Origin of the sequence: Pararhodobacter aggregans, from assembly GCF_003075525.1 — a bacterium.
GTDB classification, from domain to species: domain Bacteria; phylum Pseudomonadota; class Alphaproteobacteria; order Rhodobacterales; family Rhodobacteraceae; genus Pararhodobacter; species Pararhodobacter aggregans.
This window is the reverse complement of record NZ_QDDR01000005.1, coordinates 95849-111228: the sequence shown is the minus strand read 5'-3', so window position 1 is coordinate 111228 and position 15380 is coordinate 95849. Positions and strand designations below refer to the sequence as shown.

The window sequence follows — 15380 nt, the reverse complement described above, 5'->3', positions numbered from 1 at the left end:
CGCGAGGCTTTCCGGCTGTCAGGAGGCCATCACCGGCCAGTGCCGGGCCAGATCGGCAAGGCCCGCGCGGATCAGCGCCTCCAGCGCGCCCTCGTCCACCTTGGCCAGCGCGGTCAGGTAGAGACAGGACTTGCCCTTCCTGTGCGGCCCCAGCCGGTCCAGGATCGGGCCGAAATCGGCATAGCCGGGCAGGATGTAGAGCACGAGCTGCGCCTTTCGCGGGCTGAAGCCGGTGGCGAGGTAGCTGCCGGAATGGCCGCTGGCATAGGTATAGTCGTAGCGCCCGTAACCGACGATCGACGGCCCCCACATCTGCGGCTGAAACCCGGTCGCGCGGCGGAAAAGCGCGTCGAGGCGCCGCCCGTCGTCCCGGCGGCGGTCAGGCTCGACCGCGTCGAGAAAAGCCTCGACGCTGGCGCCGGTCGGGCGGGTGACGAGTTCTGCCATGGTGCGCCTCCTGCCGGAAGCCTGGCACCGGGACGGCCGGGGAACAAGGGGGCCCGGCGATTCACCGGCAGGCTGCGGGCCACGCAGGCCGGGCCGCGGGGCATTCTGGGGGCGGCTCGGCTCTCCTGCCGCGGCAGCTCGGAGATCAGGTCATCCGGCACCGCGGGGCCCGGCGCGCGCCGGGCACCCGCAGCGCCCCTTCCCGCGCGCTGATTCCCGATCTGACGGCGGCGCAGGGGCCGGAAACCGCTTCCCCGAATCCCGAAGGGTGCTAGGCTGCGTGCACAGCCCTTTTCAGCCTTTCCATTCTTTGCGAGGATTTCATGCACCGACAGTCGCTCTCTGCCCTTGCCGCGGCCAGCCTGCTTGGCCTGACCCTCAGCGCCGGTGCGTCCTTCGCCGGAACCAGCGAACGCGCCTATGGCGATGTAAACGGCTGGAACGTCGTCGCCCTTCTGGACGGCACCCGCTTCACCGGCTGCGCAGCGTCGCATCAGCAGATCGACGGTCAGGCCGGCATCGCCTACAGCGCCGACGGCAACTGGATGCTGCTGTTCGAGATGCCGACGCCGCAGGGCGAAATCCCCGCGCAGATGAGCATCGACGGCAGGTCCTGGAACTTCAGCGTCATCGGTCAGGGCAACCGCGTCAGCTTCGGCCCCTCGCTGCAGATGATGGATGCGGTGCGCGCCGGCAGCCGGCTGACGATCAGCGTGCAGGGCGCGAGCTTCACCACCACGCTGACCGGATCCTCGGCGGCCATGACCATGATTCAGACCTGCGTCAACCGGCGGGGCGGCTGACGCAAGCGCTCAACTCTCCTGCCGCAGCAATTCGGTAATCAGCACGTCCGTCACCTGCGGCCCCAGCTCCCGACGCGCCGCCTCGCGCAGGATGCGCCGCAGCGAGAGCAGCGCCTCGCCCGAGGTGAAAAGCCCGTTGAACCCGCCGATATTGGCGTGGTCGAACAGCAATTGCAGCAACACCGCCCTGAGCCGCGCCTCATCGGTCAGGACCGAGAAGCTGTGGCCCGTCTCCAGTTCCAGCGCGAGGCCGATCACCACCATCGCCTGCACCCGCCCGTCGACGATCACCGGGACCACGAACTGATTGGGCAGGCGCACCGTCTCGGTCGGCCCGGCCTCGGGGTCGTAATGGCTGGCCTCGGCGCCCGCCTCTGCCCCGTGACCGCCCGAGGCCTCGCCATGGCCGCCAGCCTGGTCGGCAGTCTCGCCATGGGCGGCCTCGCCCGCCTCGGCGGCGGGTTTGAGGAACCACCCGGCGCCGACCCCGGCCCCGAGGCCCAGGATCAGCAGCAGAACCGGAAGCAGCTTGCGCATGTCATTACCCCTTACAACGGCAACAGGATTTCGCTGATCTGCTGGCCCCAGCGCGGCTGCTGCATCTGCGTGATCTGCCCGCGCCCGCCATAGCTGATCCGCGCCCCGGCGATCCGGTCATAGGCGATCTCGTTGCGGCGCGAGATGTCCTCGGGGCGGATGTAGCCGGTGACCAGCAATTCGCGCAGCTCGTTGTTGACCCGCACCTCCTGGCTGCCCTCGATGCGCAGCACGCCATTGGGCAGCCGCTCGATGATCGTCGTCGCCACCCTCAGCGTCAGCTGCTCGTTGCGGCTGACCGTGCCCTGGCCCTGGAAACTTGAGGCGGAATCGGCCGAGACGGCGTCCGCCATGCTGGCCCCGGCGGGCAATTCCCGGTCCAGCAGTTGCGGGATGCCCAGGAAATCCGGCACGCCCATGCTTTGCGAGCCGGTGCGGCCGCGCTGCGTCGAATTCGAGATCTGCGCCGAGTCGTTGATCTCGATGACCACGGTCAGGATATCCCCCGCGACCGAGGCCCGCCGGTCGCCGAAGAGCGAGCGCTGGCTCGACGACCAGAGCGAGGCGGTATCGACCGCGCGCCGCCGTTCCGTCACCTCGGGCAGGGGCACGTTGTAGAGCGCGTGATGCTCCAGCGTCGGCCCGGTGTCGTTGAAATCGGGCGGGCGGCCGACCTGGGCCAGGTCCGAACAGGCGGCAAGGGGCAGGATCAGCAGCAGGTGGCGCATGGTGCGTCCTTTCATGGCACGCTCACCAGCCCCGGCCCGGCGATGGTGCCGGAAACCGTGCTGCGCGACGCCAGGTTCATGATGCGGACGGTCTCGCCCTCGGCCCCGCGGCCCAAAGCGCGCCCGTCGGCGCGGATTTCGAGCCCGCCGGCCTGGAAGATCAGGGTGACAAGCTGGTTGCGTTCCACCAGCGCCGGGGGCCCGAGGCTGGCCACGGGGATCGGCCGGCGGGCATAGAGCGTGACGCGGGCTTCAAGGCCCACGGCCTCGTCCGGGGATTGGGCGGCCCCCAGCGGCGCGGGGTCGCTGAGCAGGATGACATCGCCCGCCTCGACCAGGGTGCCCGCGCGCAGGGTGCGGGCGGCGACCAGCACATCGGCCGGGGCCGGGGTCGCAACCAGAAGGGCAAGGATCAGCGCCCGCATCACCGCACCTGCGTGGTGGCCGCCAGCATCTGGTCGGCGGCGGTGATGACCTTCGCGTTCAGTTCATAGCCGCGCTGGGCCTTTATCATCTCGGTCAGTTCGCGGACCGGATCGACCGAGCTTTCCTCCAGATAGCCTTGCCGCACCGTCCCCAGCCCGTCCGAGCCCGGCACCGATTGCACCGGCGGGCCCGAGGCCTCGGTCTCGACGAACAGGTTCGAGCCCAGCGCCTCCAGCCCGCGCTCGTTGGTGAAACCGGCCAGCACCAGCTGCCCCAGCCGCTGCGGCTGCACCTGATCGGTGAAATAGGCATAGACCTCGCCCTCGGCATTGATCGAGATCTGGCGGGCATCGGCCGGAATGGTGAGGCCGGGCGCGACCTCGTAGCCGTCCGAGGTGACGATCAGCCCCTCGCCGGTGCGCTTCAGCCCCCCGTCGCGGGTATAGGCCGAGCGCCCGTCGGGCAGCGTCACCTCGAACCAGCCGCGCCCCTCGATGGCAAGGTCGAGGTCGCCGCCGGTGGCGGTCGAAACCCCCTGCTGCACCATCATCGACACCGCCGCGGGCCGCGCGCCGAGGCCCAGCTGCACGCCGGTCGGCACGATGGTCCCGTCCGAGGCGCTGATCGTGCCCGCGCGGGTGTGCTGCTGGTAATGCAGATCGGCGAATTCGGCGCGGCGGGTGTTGTAGCCGGTGGTCGACATATTCGCCAGGTTGTTGGCCACGGTATCGACCCGCATCTGCTGGGCGCTCATGCCGGTGGCGGCGATCTGTAGGGCTCGCATGGCTGTCTCCTATCGGCCCAGGGTCTGGACCACGTTGCGGATGCGTTCGTCCTCGCGGTCGAGGAATTTCTGGCCGTTCTCATAGGCGCGCTGCACCGCGATCAGCCGGGCCATCTCGGAGATCGCGTTGACGTTCGATTCCTCGAGGAACCCCTGCAGGATCTGCGGCATCTCGACCGGCCGGACCTCGCCGTCGATGGAATGCAGCACGCCCGTTTCGCGCCTGAGATCCGCGGGATCGTCCGGCATCACCAGCGCGATCTGCGCCAGCGGCTGGCCGTCGGCCGAAACGGTGCCGTCGCGGGCGATGGCGATCTGGCCGGCGTCGGGCGGGATGAAGATGGCCGAGCCGCCGTCATCCAGCACCCGGTGGCCATCGGGCGTGACCAGCTCGCCGTCCTGATTGGGGGTGAAATGGCCGGCGCGGGTATAGCGCTCGCCCTCGGGCGTCTGGATGGTGAAGAAGCCCTCGCCCTCGACGGCCAGATCCAGCGGGCCGCCGGTCATCGTCAGCGTGCCCTGCGTCAGATAGGTCTGATGGGCCCGGCCGGTGGCCATCGACAGCGACGGTTCCTCGCCGCCCAGCCGCTCGACATATTCGCTGAACAGAAGCCCCTCGCGCCGGAAGCCGGTGGTCGAGAGATTGGCGATGTTATGCGCGATCATCTGGATCTCGCGCAGCAGGCCCGACTGGCGGGTCAACTGGGTATATCCGGCGTTGTCCATGACTAGCCCCCTGCGACGACCGGCAGCACCGATCCGTGGAAGAAATCGACGAGGAGCGCGGTCATCGCGCTCATCGAGACCCAGAAGACCACCAGCATCGCCAGGATCTTGGGCACGAAGGTCAGCGTCATCTCCTGCACCGAGGTCAGCGCCTGAAAGAGGCCGACGGTGAGGCCTGCGACCAGCGCCACGCCCAAGAGCGGCGCGGACATGACCACGGCGACCCACAGCCCCTGCCGCAGGATGTCGAAGAAGGCGATCTCGGTCATGGCTGACCTCAGACCGGCATCCGCAGGATTTCCAGATAGGCCTCGACCACCTTGTCGCGCACCGCGACCGCCGTCTCGACGGCGAGCTGCGCCTCACTGAGCGAGGCGACCAGCGCATGCGGATCGGCATCGCCGGTCATCGCCTGCTGGGCGGTGGTCTCGGCCCGTTGCAGGACCTGGGCGAAATCCCCGGCCAGGCGGGCACCGGCGGTAGCGGGACTGCCCGCGGCCTCGGCGTCGGGGGATGTGAGGGGACGCGCCGCGCCGTAGGAACGGGCGGCCAGACTGGCACTGACTTGCACTGACATGGCTCCTTATCTGCGGAGGAGTCCGATCAGGCTCTGCGACATTTGCCGGGCCTGATCGAACATTCTGAGGTTCGCCTCATAGGACCGCTGCGCTTCGCGCGCGTCGGCAATTTCGACCATCAGATCGACATTCGATCCATCGTAATGGCCGGTCTCGTCGGCCAGGATATGGCCGGGGTCGTAGATGCGGGGCAGCTCGCCGCGGTCCAGCCGCACGGGGCCGGGCATGACGCCGCTTTCCTGCCCGAAGGCATCGCCCGCGATGGCCGCCGGGCGGAAATCGATGAACTTGCGGTGGTAGCCGGGGGTATCGGCATTGGCGATATTCTCGGAGACATGGCGCAGCCGCTGGGCCTGGGCCTGCATCCCGGAAGCGGCGAGCGCCAGCGTATCGGTGAGGGTGCTCATGGCCTATTTCCCCAGCGAGGCGCGAAGCAGGTCGCGCGACATGGAATAGATGCCCAGCGCCATCTCATGCTGCTGGCGGGCCTCGACCGCGCGCATCATCTCGAATTCGACCGAGACGGTGTTGCCATCGGGCGAGACTGTGGCGGGTTCCTCATCGGGGCGCATGATATCGCCCTGGGCCAGGACCCGTTCCTCGCTGGCGCGCCAGTACTCGCCGAAGGGGATGGCATCGCGCGAGCGGTAGCCCGGCGTATTGGCATTGGCGACATTCTGCGACACCGCCTGCTGACGGCTCGCGGCATGGGCGGCGAAGGCCTGCGCCATGCGCATGATATCCAGGCTTTCGAACATGGGATTCTCCCTTTGCTGGCCTACACCAAGCATTAAGGGTGATTCGTTTAGAAAGCGTAATCGGGAGTCAGAAGGACGCCCGCCATCGCGAAGGAGCCCCCGATGAGTGTCTTCGACTCGCTTCTGGCCGAGATTTCGCATCTGCGCCCGGTGCGCCATTACGGGCAGGTTGGGACGATGCAGGCCGCGACGCTGCTGGTGCACGGGCTGTCGAAACGGGCGCGGCTGGGCGACCGGGTGCAGATCGAGGATGCGCAGGGCCGGATCATCGGCGGCGAGATCCTCGCGCTCAGCCGCGACGGGGCCGAGGTCCTGCCGGAGGAGGCGACCGAGGGCCTCGCCATCGGCGACCGGGTGGAGCATGTGGGCCGCAACACCATCGCCCCCGACGACAGCTGGATCGGCCGGGTCATCGACCCCTATGGCGAGCCGCTGGACGGCCGTCCGCTGGCCCGGGGGACCCTGCCCCGCGGCCTGCGCGCCGCCCCGCCCGCGCCCGCAAGGCGCAAGCGGCTGGGCGGGCGGCTGGGCACCGGGCTTGACGCCTTCAACACGCTGCTGCCGCTGGTCCGGGGCCAGCGGATCGGGCTCTTCGCGGGCTCGGGCGTCGGCAAGACCATGCTGCTGGGCCAGCTTGCGCGCGGGATCGAGGCCGATGTCGTGGTCCTGGCGCTGGTCGGCGAACGCGGCCGCGAACTGCGGGACTTCGTCGAGGATGTGCTGGGGCCGGAGGGGCTGGCACGCGCCGTGGTGGTCAGCGCCACCTCGGACATGTCGCCTCTGGCGCGGCGCCGCTCGGCCCTGACGGCGATGGCGGTGGCCGAGCATTTCCGCGACGCGGGCCAGCATGTGCTGCTGCTGTGCGATTCCGTGACCCGCTTTGCCGAGGCGCATCGCGAGATCGCGCTGGCGGCCGGCGAGGCGCCCTCGCTCAGGGGGTTCCCGCCCTCGACCGCGCATCAGATCATGTCGCTGGCCGAACGCGCGGGGCCGGGCGACCCCGGTCAGGGCGACATCACCGCGGTCTTCACCGTGCTGGTGGCGGGATCGGACATGGACGAGCCGGTGGCCGACATCCTGCGCGGCGTCCTGGACGGCCATGTCGTGCTGGAGCGCGCCATCGCCGAACGCGGCCGCTTCCCGGCGGTGGATCTGATGCGCTCGGTCTCGCGCTCGCTGCCCGCCGCGGCAAGCCCGGGTGAAAACGCCCTGATCGCCGAAGCGCGGCGCCTGATCGGCGCCTGGGAACGGGCCGAAATGATGGTGCAGGCGGGGCTCTACGCCCAGGGCTCGGACCCGCTGACCGACCGGGCGATCCGGCTCTTCCCCAAGCTCGACGCCTTCCTCGCCGGGCAGAACGCCCGGTCGAACGCCGAAAGCTTCGCCCGGCTGAAAAAGGCGCTGGAGGGCTGAGGTCACCCGCGCGCCGGACGGCGCGGCGACCCTTTCAGGGTGACAAGGCGCGCCGCCCCGGCCCGATCTCTGGCCGTCCGGTGCCCCGGGGTTTGCAATTTCGCCTGGAAAAACCATTTGTGTGGCAGGGGCGTTCCCTGTATCGAGCCCGCGCGCGCTGGATACCGCTCCCGTCCCCCCTGGCAGCCGTGAGGGCCCGAGATGTTGCAAACCCCCTATTACCTGATCGACAAGGCACGTCTTCTGCCCAACATGGAAAAGATCGCCTGGCTGCGCGAGCAGTCAGGGGCGAAATCCCTGCTGGCGCTGAAATGCTTCGCCACCTGGTCGGTCTTCGATTTCATGAGCCAGTACATGGACGGGACGACCAGCTCGTCGCTCTACGAGGTGCGGCTGGGGCGCGAGAAATTCGGCAAGGAAACCCACGCCTATTCCGTGGCTTACGCCGATCATGAGATTGACGAGGTCCTGTCCCATTCCGACAAGATCATCTTCAACACCATCGGTCAGCTGCACCGGTTCGAGGGGCAGAGCGCGGGACATACGCGCGGCCTCAGGGTCAACCCGGGCGTCTCGACCTCGGACTTCGACCTGGCGGACCCCGCCCGGCCGTTTTCCCGGCTGGGCGAACACGACCCCGAGCGCATCGCCGAGGTGGCCGACAAGATCACCGGCTTCATGTTCCACAACAATTGCGAGAACGCCGATTTCGAGCGCTTCGACGCGATGCTGTCGCTGATCGAACAGCGCTTCGGCTTCCTGATCCGCGGCATGGAATGGATCAGCCTCGGCGGCGGTATCCATTTCACCGGCGAGGGCTATCCGCTGGACCGCCTGGCCGACCGGCTGAAGCGCTTCGCGGATACGAACGGCGTGCAGGTCTATCTGGAACCGGGCGAGGCCGCGATCACCCAGGCGGCGACGCTGGAGGTCTCGGTGCTGGACACGCTTCACAACGGCAAGAACCTCGCCATCGTCGACAGCTCGATCGAGGCGCATATGCTGGACCTGCTGATCTACCGCCAACAGGCCAAGGTCAGCCCCGACGCGGGCCCGCATGAATGGATGGTCTGCGGCAAGTCCTGCCTCGCGGGCGACATCTTCGGCGAATTCCGCTTTGCCGAACCCCTGAAAGCCGGCGACCGCCTGTCGATCCAGGACGCGGCCGGTTACACAATGGTCAAGAAAAACTGGTTCAACGGCGTGAAAATGCCGGCCATCGCCGTGCGCGAGCTGGACGGAAGCGTCCGGCAGGTGCGCGATTTCGGATACGAGGAGTTCGCGGCAGCCCTGTCGTGAACGGGTAAGCCCCAAGGAGGTGCATGGGTAAATGAAACGCAATGTCCTGATCATCGGAGCCGGGGGCGTCGCCCAGGTCGTGGCGCATAAATGCGCGCAGAACAACGATCTGCTGGGAGAGATCCATATCGCCAGCCGGACCCTTTCGAAATGCGAGGCGATCATCGCCTCGGTCGAAGAGAAAGGCGCGATGACGGTGGACGGCGTGTTGAAAGCCCATGCCGTCGATGCCCGCGACACGGCCCAGGTGGCCGCGCTGATCCGCGAGACGGGGTGCGAGATCGTCATCAACGTGGCGCAGGCCTTCGTCAACATGCCGGTGCTCGACGCCTGTATCGAGACGGGCGTGGCCTATATGGACACGGCGATCCACGAGGAACCCGACCAGATCTGCGAGACGCCGCCCTGGTACGGCAATTACGAATGGAAGCGGAAGGCCGCCTGCGCCGAGAAGGGCGTGACGGCGATCCTGGGCGTGGGCTTCGATCCGGGCGTGGTCAACGCCTATGCCCGCTTCGCCATCGACCGCTATGTGCCCGAGCCTGCCTCGATCGACATCATCGACATCAACGCCGGCTCGCACGGGCGCTGGTTCAGCACCAATTTCGACCCCGAGATCAATTTCCGCGAATTCACCGGGACGGTGTACAGCTGGCAGAACGGCGCCTGGCAGGAAAACACCATGTTCGAGGTGGGCCGGGAATGGGACCTGCCGGTGGTCGGCACCCAGAAGACCTATCTGACCGGCCATGACGAGGTGCATTCGCTGAGCGCCAACTACCCGCAGGCCGATGTCCGCTTCTGGATGGGCTTCGGCGATCATTACATCAACGTCTTCACCGTGCTGAAGAACCTCGGCCTGCTGTCGGAAAAGCCGGTGGTGACGGCCGAAGGGCTGGAAGTGGTGCCGCTGAAGGTGGTGAAGGCGGTGCTGCCCGACCCCGCGTCGCTCGCGCCCGATTACGTCGGCAAGACCTGCATCGGCACGCTGGTGAAGGGCACGAAGGACGGCCAGCCGGCCGAGGTGCTGGTCTACAACATCGCCGACCACAAGGAGGCCTATCTGGAAGTGGGCTCGCAGGGGATCTCCTACACCGCGGGGGTGCCGCCGGTGGCGGCGGCGATGCTGATCGCGCAAGGCACCTGGGATGTGGCGAGGATGGCCAATGTCGAGGAACTCGACCCCGCGCCGTTCTTCGAGATCCTGGACCGGATCGGGCTGCCGACCCGGGTCAAGGACGCGGGCGGCGACCGGGCCTGGAACGCCTGAGGAGGGGTTTCGCCCTCGGCCGCGACGCGTGCCGCGCGCCGAGCCCTCGGGCGACCAGCGGCGCCGCGTTCCGCGGCGCCGAAGCAGGGGGGCGCTGCCCCCCTCTGCGCGTGCCGCGCATTCACCCCCCGGGATATTTGAGGCGCAAAGAAGCGCGATTCACCAAAACTTAAGGTTAACGCGCTTGTCTGGTAATGCGGTACAGGCGGGGACGCCGATGACCGCGCGCGAAGAAGGCGGCGGTTCCCGGGTGGAGCCGCCGCTGCCTTCTTTGCGCTCCAAATATCCCGGGGGGTCCGGGGGGTTGGCCCCCCGGGGCCACAACAGGCGCCTCGCACCGGGCTGACGCGCCTTCGTAGGGTGGGCGATTCGCCCACCCCGGCTCAATAGACCGCCGCGACCTCGTACATCACCGGCTCGAACCGGGCGCACATGCCGGCGATCACCCGGTTTCTTTCCCGCATCTCGGGCGTGCGCAGCATGGCCTGGAAATCGCCCCGCTTCTGCCAGCGGGAATAGGTCGAGATCCGGGTCTGCGCGTCGTTCACATGGATCGCGCCGCCCAGGAACCCGGGCTGATGGCGGATCACCTGCTCATAGGCGTCGGTCAGATGCTCCAGCACGTCCGAGCAGGTGCCGGGCGTCATCTCGAAGGTCGTGACGACGGTCTGGCCGTCGAAATCCGGGGTGATGGCGATGGGCATGGTCTTCCTCCCTTGGCTGTCCCCATGGTGCCCCCTTGCGACACGGCTGCAAAGGGTTATGTTGCCCGGTACCTCGGGGGGCCGGCAGACACCGGCTGAGATGCGGTTGGACCGCGGACCCGTTGAACCTGAACCGGTTAGGACCGGCGGAGGGAAGGTGACAGGATGATCCTCCACCCCGACCCCGCCCGTCGCAATGGAGGATCGACATGCGATATCCCACCCTTGCCGCGGGACTGTTCATGGCCAGCGCCATGGCAGCCCAGGCCCAGGCACCCGTCTTGCACGTGCTCACCTATGACAGTTTCGTCGCCGAATGGGGCCCCGGCCCGCAGATCGAGGCCGCGTTCGAGGCCGACTGCGGCTGCGACCTGCAATTCGCCGCACCCGGCGATGCCGCGGCCATGCTCAGCCGCCTGTTGCTGGAGGGCGCGCGCACCGATGTGGACGTGGTCGTCGGCCTCGACACCAATCTCATCGCCCAGGCCGGGCCGCTGATGGCGCCGCATGGGGTCGAGACCGCGCTCGACCTGCCGATCGCCTGGGACGACCCGCTGTTCCTGCCCTATGACTGGAGCTGGTTCGCCTTCGTCTATGACACGACCCGCCTCGCCACGCCGCCCGCCAGCTTCCGCGAACTGATCGACAGCGACCTCAGCGTGGTCATCCAGGACCCGCGGTCCTCGACCCCGGGCCTCGGCCTCTTGATGTGGGTCAAGGCCGCCTATGGCGATGAGGCGGCCGCGATCTGGCAGGGTCTTGCGCCCCGCATCCTGACCGTGACGCCCGGCTGGTCCGAGGCCTATGGCCTGTTCCTGGAGGGCGAGGCGGACATGGTGCTGAGCTACACCACCTCGCCCGCCTATCACATCATCGCCGAGGGCGACGCCACCAAGGCCGCCGCGCGTTTCGACGAGGGGCATTACCTTCAGGTCGAGGTCGCGAGCATCGTCGCCTCGACCGACCAGCCGGAGCTCGCCCGGCAGTTCATGGCCTTCCTGGCCTCGGACGCGGCGCAGGCGATCCTGCCGGAAACAAACTGGATGTACCCGGCCGTACTGCCCGAAAGCGGGCTGGCCGAGGGGTTCCAGGGGCTGATCCGGCCCGAGCCGTCGCTCCTGCTGTCCGCCGACGAGGCGCTGACGCTGCGTGACCCGGCGCTGGCCGAATGGCGTGAGGCGCTCGCGCAGTAATGACGCGACCGGCGCCCGCGCTTCTGAAAGGGGCCGCTGCATTGGTGGCGGCGGCCCTCGTGCTGCTGAACCTCGGCGCGCTGGGGGCCGTGGCCTGGCGGGCCGAGGGCGGCGCGGGCTGGGGCGCGGCCGATTGGGCGGCGCTGCGCTTCACCCTGTGGCAGGCGTTCCTGTCGGCCGTCTTCTCGGTCGCGCTGGCGATCCCGGTGGCCCGGGCGCTGGCGCGGCGGCGCTTCCCGGGGCGCGGCGCGCTGATCGTGCTGATGGGCGCGCCCTTCATCCTGCCGGTGCTGGTGGCGGTGATCGGCCTTCTGGCGGTGATGGGCCGCAATGGCCTGCTGAACGACCTGCTGGCGCTGGCCGGGCTGCCGCGGCTGTCGATCTACGGGCTGCAGGGCGTGGTTCTGGCGCATGTCTTCTTCAACCTGCCCCTGGCCGTGCGGCTCTTGTTGCAGGGCTGGGCGCGGGTCCCGGGCGAGCATCTGCGGCTCTCGGCCGCACTGGGTTTCGGCGCCCGGGCCCGGTTCCGGCATGTCGAGGGGCCGATGCTGGCCCGCGTGGTCCCGGGCGCGCTGGCGGTGGTGTTCCTGATCTGCCTGACCTCGTTCGCCGTGGCGCTGACCCTGGGCGGCGGGCCGCGGGCGACGACGCTGGAGCTGGCGATCTATCAGGCCTTCCGCTTTGATTTCGACCTGGGCCGGGCGGCGATGCTGGCCGCGGTGCAGGCGGGGATCGGGCTGGCGGCGCTGCTGCTGCTGGCGCGGCTGACCCTGCCCGAGGGGCGGATCGCCGGGCTCGACCGCGATGCCCCGCCGCCGCCCGGCGGGTTGTCGAAGGTCACCGATGCGCTGGCGATCGGCGCCTCGGCGCTGTTCCTGCTGGTGCCGTTGGCCATGGTCCTGATCCGCGGCCTGCCCTGGCTGAGCGATCTGTCGGCCGGGGTCTGGTGGGCGGCGCTGCGTTCCGTCGCCACCGCCGCGCTGTCGACGGCGCTGCTGGGGGTCTTCGCCGGTGTCCTGACGCTGATGGCGCTGACCCGCCGCTGGCCCGAGGCGCTGGGGATGGCGGCCCTGACCGCCTCGCCGCTGGTCATCGGCACCGGGCTTTTCCTGATCGTCAACCCTTGGGTCGATCCCGCGCATCTGGCGCTGCCGGTCACCGCGCTGGTCAATGCCGCCATGGCCCTGCCCTTCGCGCTGCGCGCGCTCCTGCCCGCGGCGCGGCGGGCCGAGGCCGATTTCGCCCGCCTGTCCGCCTCGCTGGGGCTGAGCATGGCGGCGCATGCCCGGCTGGTGCTCTGGCCGCGGCTCAGGCGCCCGGCGGGCTTCGCGCTGGGGCTGGGGGCGGCGCTGTCGATGGGCGATCTGGGCGTCATCGTGCTGTTCGCCCAGACCGGGGGCGAGACGCTGCCGATGCAGATGCACCGCCTGATGGGGGCCTATCGCAGCGGGGAATCGGCCGGGGCGGCGGTGCTGCTGCTGGCCCTGTCGCTGGGCGCCTTCGTGGCGCTGGAACGGATCGTGGGAGGACGCCATGCTGACACTTGAGGGCGCCGAGATCGCGCAGGGCGGCTTTCGCCTGACCGCCGAACTGTCGGTCCCCGAGGGCGCGCGGGTCGCGGTCATGGGACCGTCCGGCGCCGGGAAATCCACCCTCCTTGGCGCCATCGCCGGTTTCCTGCCGCTGACCCGGGGCCGGATCCTGTGGCAGGGGCAGCGGATCGACACGCTGGCGCCTGCCGCGCGGCCGCTGAGCATCCTGTTTCAGGACCATAACCTTTTCCCGCATCTGAGCCTCTTCGACAATGTGGCGCTGGGGCTGGACCCGTCCCTGAGGCTCGACCCGGCGCAGCGGCAGGCGGTGCTGACGGCGCTGGACGAGACCGGGCTCTCGGGGCTGGAAGACCGCAAGCCCGCGCAGCTCTCGGGCGGGCAGATCGGGCGGGCGGGGCTGGCGCGCGTCCTGCTCAGGGCCCGGCCGCTGATCCTGCTGGACGAACCCTTCGCGGCGCTGGGCCCGGCGCTGAAACGGCAGATGCTGGCGCTGGTCGGGCGGATCGCCGGCGAGACGGGCGCCACGCTGCTGATGATTACCCATGACCCCGAGGATGCGCGGCTGCTGTCCGACCAGATCCTGGTCGTGGCCGAGGGTCAGGCCAGCCCCCCTGCCCCGACCGGGGCGCTGCTGGAAGACCCGCCGCCCGCGCTCGCGGCCTATCTGGGCACCTGAGGCGCCCGGCTCAGATCCCGCAGGCCCGCCGCACGGCCTCCCGCGCGGCGCCGCTGCCGCTGAGACCGACGGCCGCCACGCGCACCCCCTGCTTGTTCAGGATCTCGAGCCGCGAGCCGGTGGCCAGCGCATCGAGGAACTCGGGCCCCGGGGCCTCGACCACCAGCCAGTCATGCGTGGCGGGGCGGTAATCGACCATCAGCTCGAAGGCGCGCCCGTCCAGCACCAGCGACAGCGCCTGCTGGCGCGGCTCCTGCTGCGCCAGCGCGCTTTCGTCCAGCGCGTCGCCGCGATAGCCCGACAGGCGCAGCCGCCGGACCGGGCTGCCCGCGTCGCAGCTCAGCTCGATCCGGGCCTCGTGATGATCGCCCTCGGCGCTGATCGAGACGCCGCCCGCCTGCTGTTCGACCATCCAGGTACCCGGCCGGACATAGCGGAAATTCCCCTCGCTGCCCCAGCGCCCCACGGCCAGCCATTGCGCCGGGACGGGCAGCGTCGAGAGGCCGAGCACGACAAGGGCGAGGGCGGCGGCGGCGGGGCGAACCATGGAAACTCCGGCACATCGGATCGGACGAACGGGAAAAACCTAACGGCGCCCCTTGAGGGATGCCAGTCCCGCAAAATGCAAAACGCGCCCCTCGGGGCGCGTTTCACGGGTCTGTGATCGCGGCGGATCAGCTGTGCTTGGCCGCGTCCTTGATCGGCGCCCAGAGCCGCTTGTTCGTGAGGTACAGCAGCGAGGCCAGCAGCGTCAGGAAGATGACGCCGACAAAGCCCCACATCTTGCGCTGGGTCATGTGCGGCTCGGCCGACCACATCAGGAAGGCCGCGACGTCCTGCGCCATCTGCTCGGGCGTGGCTTCGGTGCCGTCGGAATAGGTCACCAGACCTTCCTCAAGCTGCGGCGGCATCGAGACATTGCCGCCGAAAGCGGTGTTCTCGTAGAAGATCGCGCCGCCCTGTTCGGTTTCCTCACCGGTGAAGCCCAGCAGGAACGAGGCGATGTATTCGGCGCCGCCCATGCCGTGGATCAGCTGGTTGATGCCCAGGCCATAGGGGCCGTGGAACCCGGCCCGCGCCTTGGCCATCAGGCTCAGGTCCGGGGCGGTTTCCATGGCCGAGGGCGGGAAGTGGTCCGGGCCGCCGGCCGCGCGGTATTCGCCGGTGGCGGCGTCCTCGACCTGCATCGTGCTGGCATAGGCACGCATCACGTCGGGATCGAGGCCGGGGCCCGTCTCGTCGGTCAGCGCGCGGAAGGTCACCAGATTCAGGCCGTGGCAGGCCGAGCAGACCTCGGTATAGACCTGCAGGCCGCGCTGCAGCTGCGCCCGGTCGTAGGTGCCGAAGGGCCCTTCGAACGAGAAGGCGAAGTCCTCGACATGGCCGCCTTCGCCCGCGGCGAGCGCCGGAGCGCTGCCGAGGGTAAGGGCCGTCAGGGCGGAAAGGGCAAGTTTGCGGATCATGATGGTCACTTTCTTCCTTGCG

The 15380-nt window shown here is 69.1% G+C and carries 20 protein-coding genes and 1 riboswitch; of the genes, 7 read left to right on the top strand and 13 right to left on the bottom strand.

The window, feature by feature from the left end:
• Positions 1-18: 18 nt before the first annotated feature.
• On the bottom strand, positions 19-447 hold the full coding sequence (locus tag DDE23_RS11115) for a DUF1801 domain-containing protein (RefSeq protein WP_107753708.1): 429 nt from the start codon (positions 445-447) through the stop codon (positions 19-21).
• 323 nt (positions 448-770) lie between these two features.
• On the opposite strand from DDE23_RS11115, the gene DDE23_RS11110 reads away from it, so the two are divergent.
• Positions 771-1250 (top strand): hypothetical protein, encoded by a 480-nt coding sequence (locus DDE23_RS11110; RefSeq protein ID WP_107753706.1) that lies wholly within the window; start codon positions 771-773, stop codon positions 1248-1250.
• Between the two features lie 9 nt (positions 1251-1259).
• On the opposite strand, the gene DDE23_RS11105 is transcribed toward DDE23_RS11110, so the two are convergent.
• The 9 genes from DDE23_RS11105 to DDE23_RS11065 are packed head-to-tail and all read right to left on the bottom strand — an operon-like array spanning position 1260 to position 5787.
• Positions 1260-1787, bottom strand: a complete 528-nt coding sequence (locus DDE23_RS11105) for a flagellar basal body-associated FliL family protein (protein ID WP_107753704.1) — start codon at positions 1785-1787, stop codon at positions 1260-1262.
• 11 nt (positions 1788-1798) lie between these two features.
• The gene (gene flgH / locus DDE23_RS11100; protein ID WP_420330162.1) at positions 1799-2530 is read right to left on the bottom strand and encodes a flagellar basal body L-ring protein FlgH; all 732 of its coding nucleotides are present in this window, start codon (positions 2528-2530) and stop codon (positions 1799-1801) included.
• Positions 2527-2940 (bottom strand): flagellar basal body P-ring formation chaperone FlgA, encoded by a 414-nt coding sequence (gene flgA, locus DDE23_RS11095; protein WP_107753700.1) that lies wholly within the window; start codon positions 2938-2940, stop codon positions 2527-2529. Before flgA ends, flgH begins: the two co-directional genes overlap by 4 nt.
• On the bottom strand, positions 2940-3725 hold the full coding sequence (gene flgG / locus DDE23_RS11090) for a flagellar basal-body rod protein FlgG (RefSeq protein WP_107753698.1): 786 nt from the start codon (positions 3723-3725) through the stop codon (positions 2940-2942). Before flgG ends, flgA begins: the two co-directional genes overlap by 1 nt.
• A 9-nt stretch (positions 3726-3734) precedes the next feature.
• Positions 3735-4451 carry a flagellar hook-basal body complex protein gene (locus DDE23_RS11085; RefSeq protein WP_107753695.1) on the bottom strand — a complete coding sequence of 239 codons (717 nt, stop codon included), beginning with the start codon at positions 4449-4451 and terminating at the stop codon, positions 3735-3737.
• Positions 4452-4453: 2 nt separating this feature from the next.
• The gene (locus DDE23_RS11080; protein WP_107753693.1) at positions 4454-4720 is read right to left on the bottom strand and encodes a flagellar biosynthetic protein FliQ; all 267 of its coding nucleotides are present in this window, start codon (positions 4718-4720) and stop codon (positions 4454-4456) included.
• An 8-nt stretch (positions 4721-4728) separates the two neighbouring features.
• Positions 4729-5022 carry a flagellar hook-basal body complex protein FliE gene (fliE, locus tag DDE23_RS11075; protein WP_107753691.1) on the bottom strand — a complete coding sequence of 98 codons (294 nt, stop codon included), beginning with the start codon at positions 5020-5022 and terminating at the stop codon, positions 4729-4731.
• A gap of 12 nt (positions 5023-5034) precedes the next feature.
• Positions 5035-5436 carry a flagellar basal body rod protein FlgC gene (flgC, locus tag DDE23_RS11070; RefSeq protein WP_107753689.1) on the bottom strand — a complete coding sequence of 134 codons (402 nt, stop codon included), beginning with the start codon at positions 5434-5436 and terminating at the stop codon, positions 5035-5037.
• 3 nt (positions 5437-5439) lie between these two features.
• A complete protein-coding gene (locus DDE23_RS11065) occupies positions 5440-5787 on the bottom strand; it encodes a FlgB family protein (protein WP_107753687.1) in 348 nt (115 codons plus the stop codon).
• A gap of 102 nt (positions 5788-5889) precedes the next feature.
• On the opposite strand from DDE23_RS11065, the gene DDE23_RS11060 reads away from it, so the two are divergent.
• The 3 genes from DDE23_RS11060 (at position 5890) to DDE23_RS11050 (ending at position 9769) form a co-directional block, all read left to right on the top strand.
• Positions 5890-7200 carry a FliI/YscN family ATPase gene (locus DDE23_RS11060; RefSeq protein ID WP_107753686.1) on the top strand — a complete coding sequence of 437 codons (1311 nt, stop codon included), beginning with the start codon at positions 5890-5892 and terminating at the stop codon, positions 7198-7200.
• 204 nt (positions 7201-7404) lie between these two features.
• Positions 7405-8499 carry a carboxynorspermidine decarboxylase gene (locus tag DDE23_RS11055; RefSeq protein ID WP_107753812.1) on the top strand — a complete coding sequence of 365 codons (1095 nt, stop codon included), beginning with the start codon at positions 7405-7407 and terminating at the stop codon, positions 8497-8499.
• Between the two features lie 31 nt (positions 8500-8530).
• Entirely contained in the window at positions 8531-9769 is a 1239-nt protein-coding gene (locus DDE23_RS11050; protein WP_107753684.1) for a saccharopine dehydrogenase family protein, read from the top strand.
• Between the two features lie 383 nt (positions 9770-10152).
• Here DDE23_RS11050 and DDE23_RS11045 read toward each other — a convergent pair whose 3' ends face one another.
• Positions 10153-10473: an antibiotic biosynthesis monooxygenase family protein gene (locus tag DDE23_RS11045; RefSeq protein ID WP_107753682.1), complete on the bottom strand. Its 321-nt coding sequence runs from the start codon at positions 10471-10473 to the stop codon at positions 10153-10155.
• A 64-nt stretch (positions 10474-10537) separates the two neighbouring features.
• Positions 10538-10645: riboswitch (TPP riboswitch) on the top strand.
• A 37-nt stretch (positions 10646-10682) separates the two neighbouring features.
• On the opposite strand from DDE23_RS11045, the gene thiB reads away from it, so the two are divergent.
• The 3 genes from thiB to DDE23_RS11030 are packed head-to-tail and all read left to right on the top strand — an operon-like array spanning position 10683 to position 13895.
• The gene (gene thiB / locus DDE23_RS11040; RefSeq protein WP_107753680.1) at positions 10683-11666 is read left to right on the top strand and encodes a thiamine ABC transporter substrate binding subunit; all 984 of its coding nucleotides are present in this window, start codon (positions 10683-10685) and stop codon (positions 11664-11666) included.
• A complete protein-coding gene (locus DDE23_RS11035) occupies positions 11666-13213 on the top strand; it encodes an ABC transporter permease family protein (protein ID WP_107753678.1) in 1548 nt (515 codons plus the stop codon). Before thiB ends, DDE23_RS11035 begins: the two co-directional genes overlap by 1 nt.
• Positions 13200-13895: a thiamine ABC transporter ATP-binding protein gene (locus DDE23_RS11030; RefSeq protein WP_107753677.1), complete on the top strand. Its 696-nt coding sequence runs from the start codon at positions 13200-13202 to the stop codon at positions 13893-13895. The genes DDE23_RS11035 and DDE23_RS11030 overlap by 14 nt, the downstream gene beginning before the upstream one ends.
• A 10-nt stretch (positions 13896-13905) precedes the next feature.
• Here DDE23_RS11030 and DDE23_RS11025 read toward each other — a convergent pair whose 3' ends face one another.
• Together DDE23_RS11025 and DDE23_RS11020 are read right to left on the bottom strand one after the other, a co-directional pair.
• Positions 13906-14442, bottom strand: coding sequence for a hypothetical protein (locus DDE23_RS11025; RefSeq protein WP_107753675.1), 537 nt, complete (start codon positions 14440-14442; stop codon positions 13906-13908).
• Positions 14443-14569: 127 nt separating this feature from the next.
• Positions 14570-15358 carry a cytochrome c1 gene (locus DDE23_RS11020; protein WP_107753810.1) on the bottom strand — a complete coding sequence of 263 codons (789 nt, stop codon included), beginning with the start codon at positions 15356-15358 and terminating at the stop codon, positions 14570-14572.
• Positions 15359-15380 lie beyond the last annotated feature (22 nt).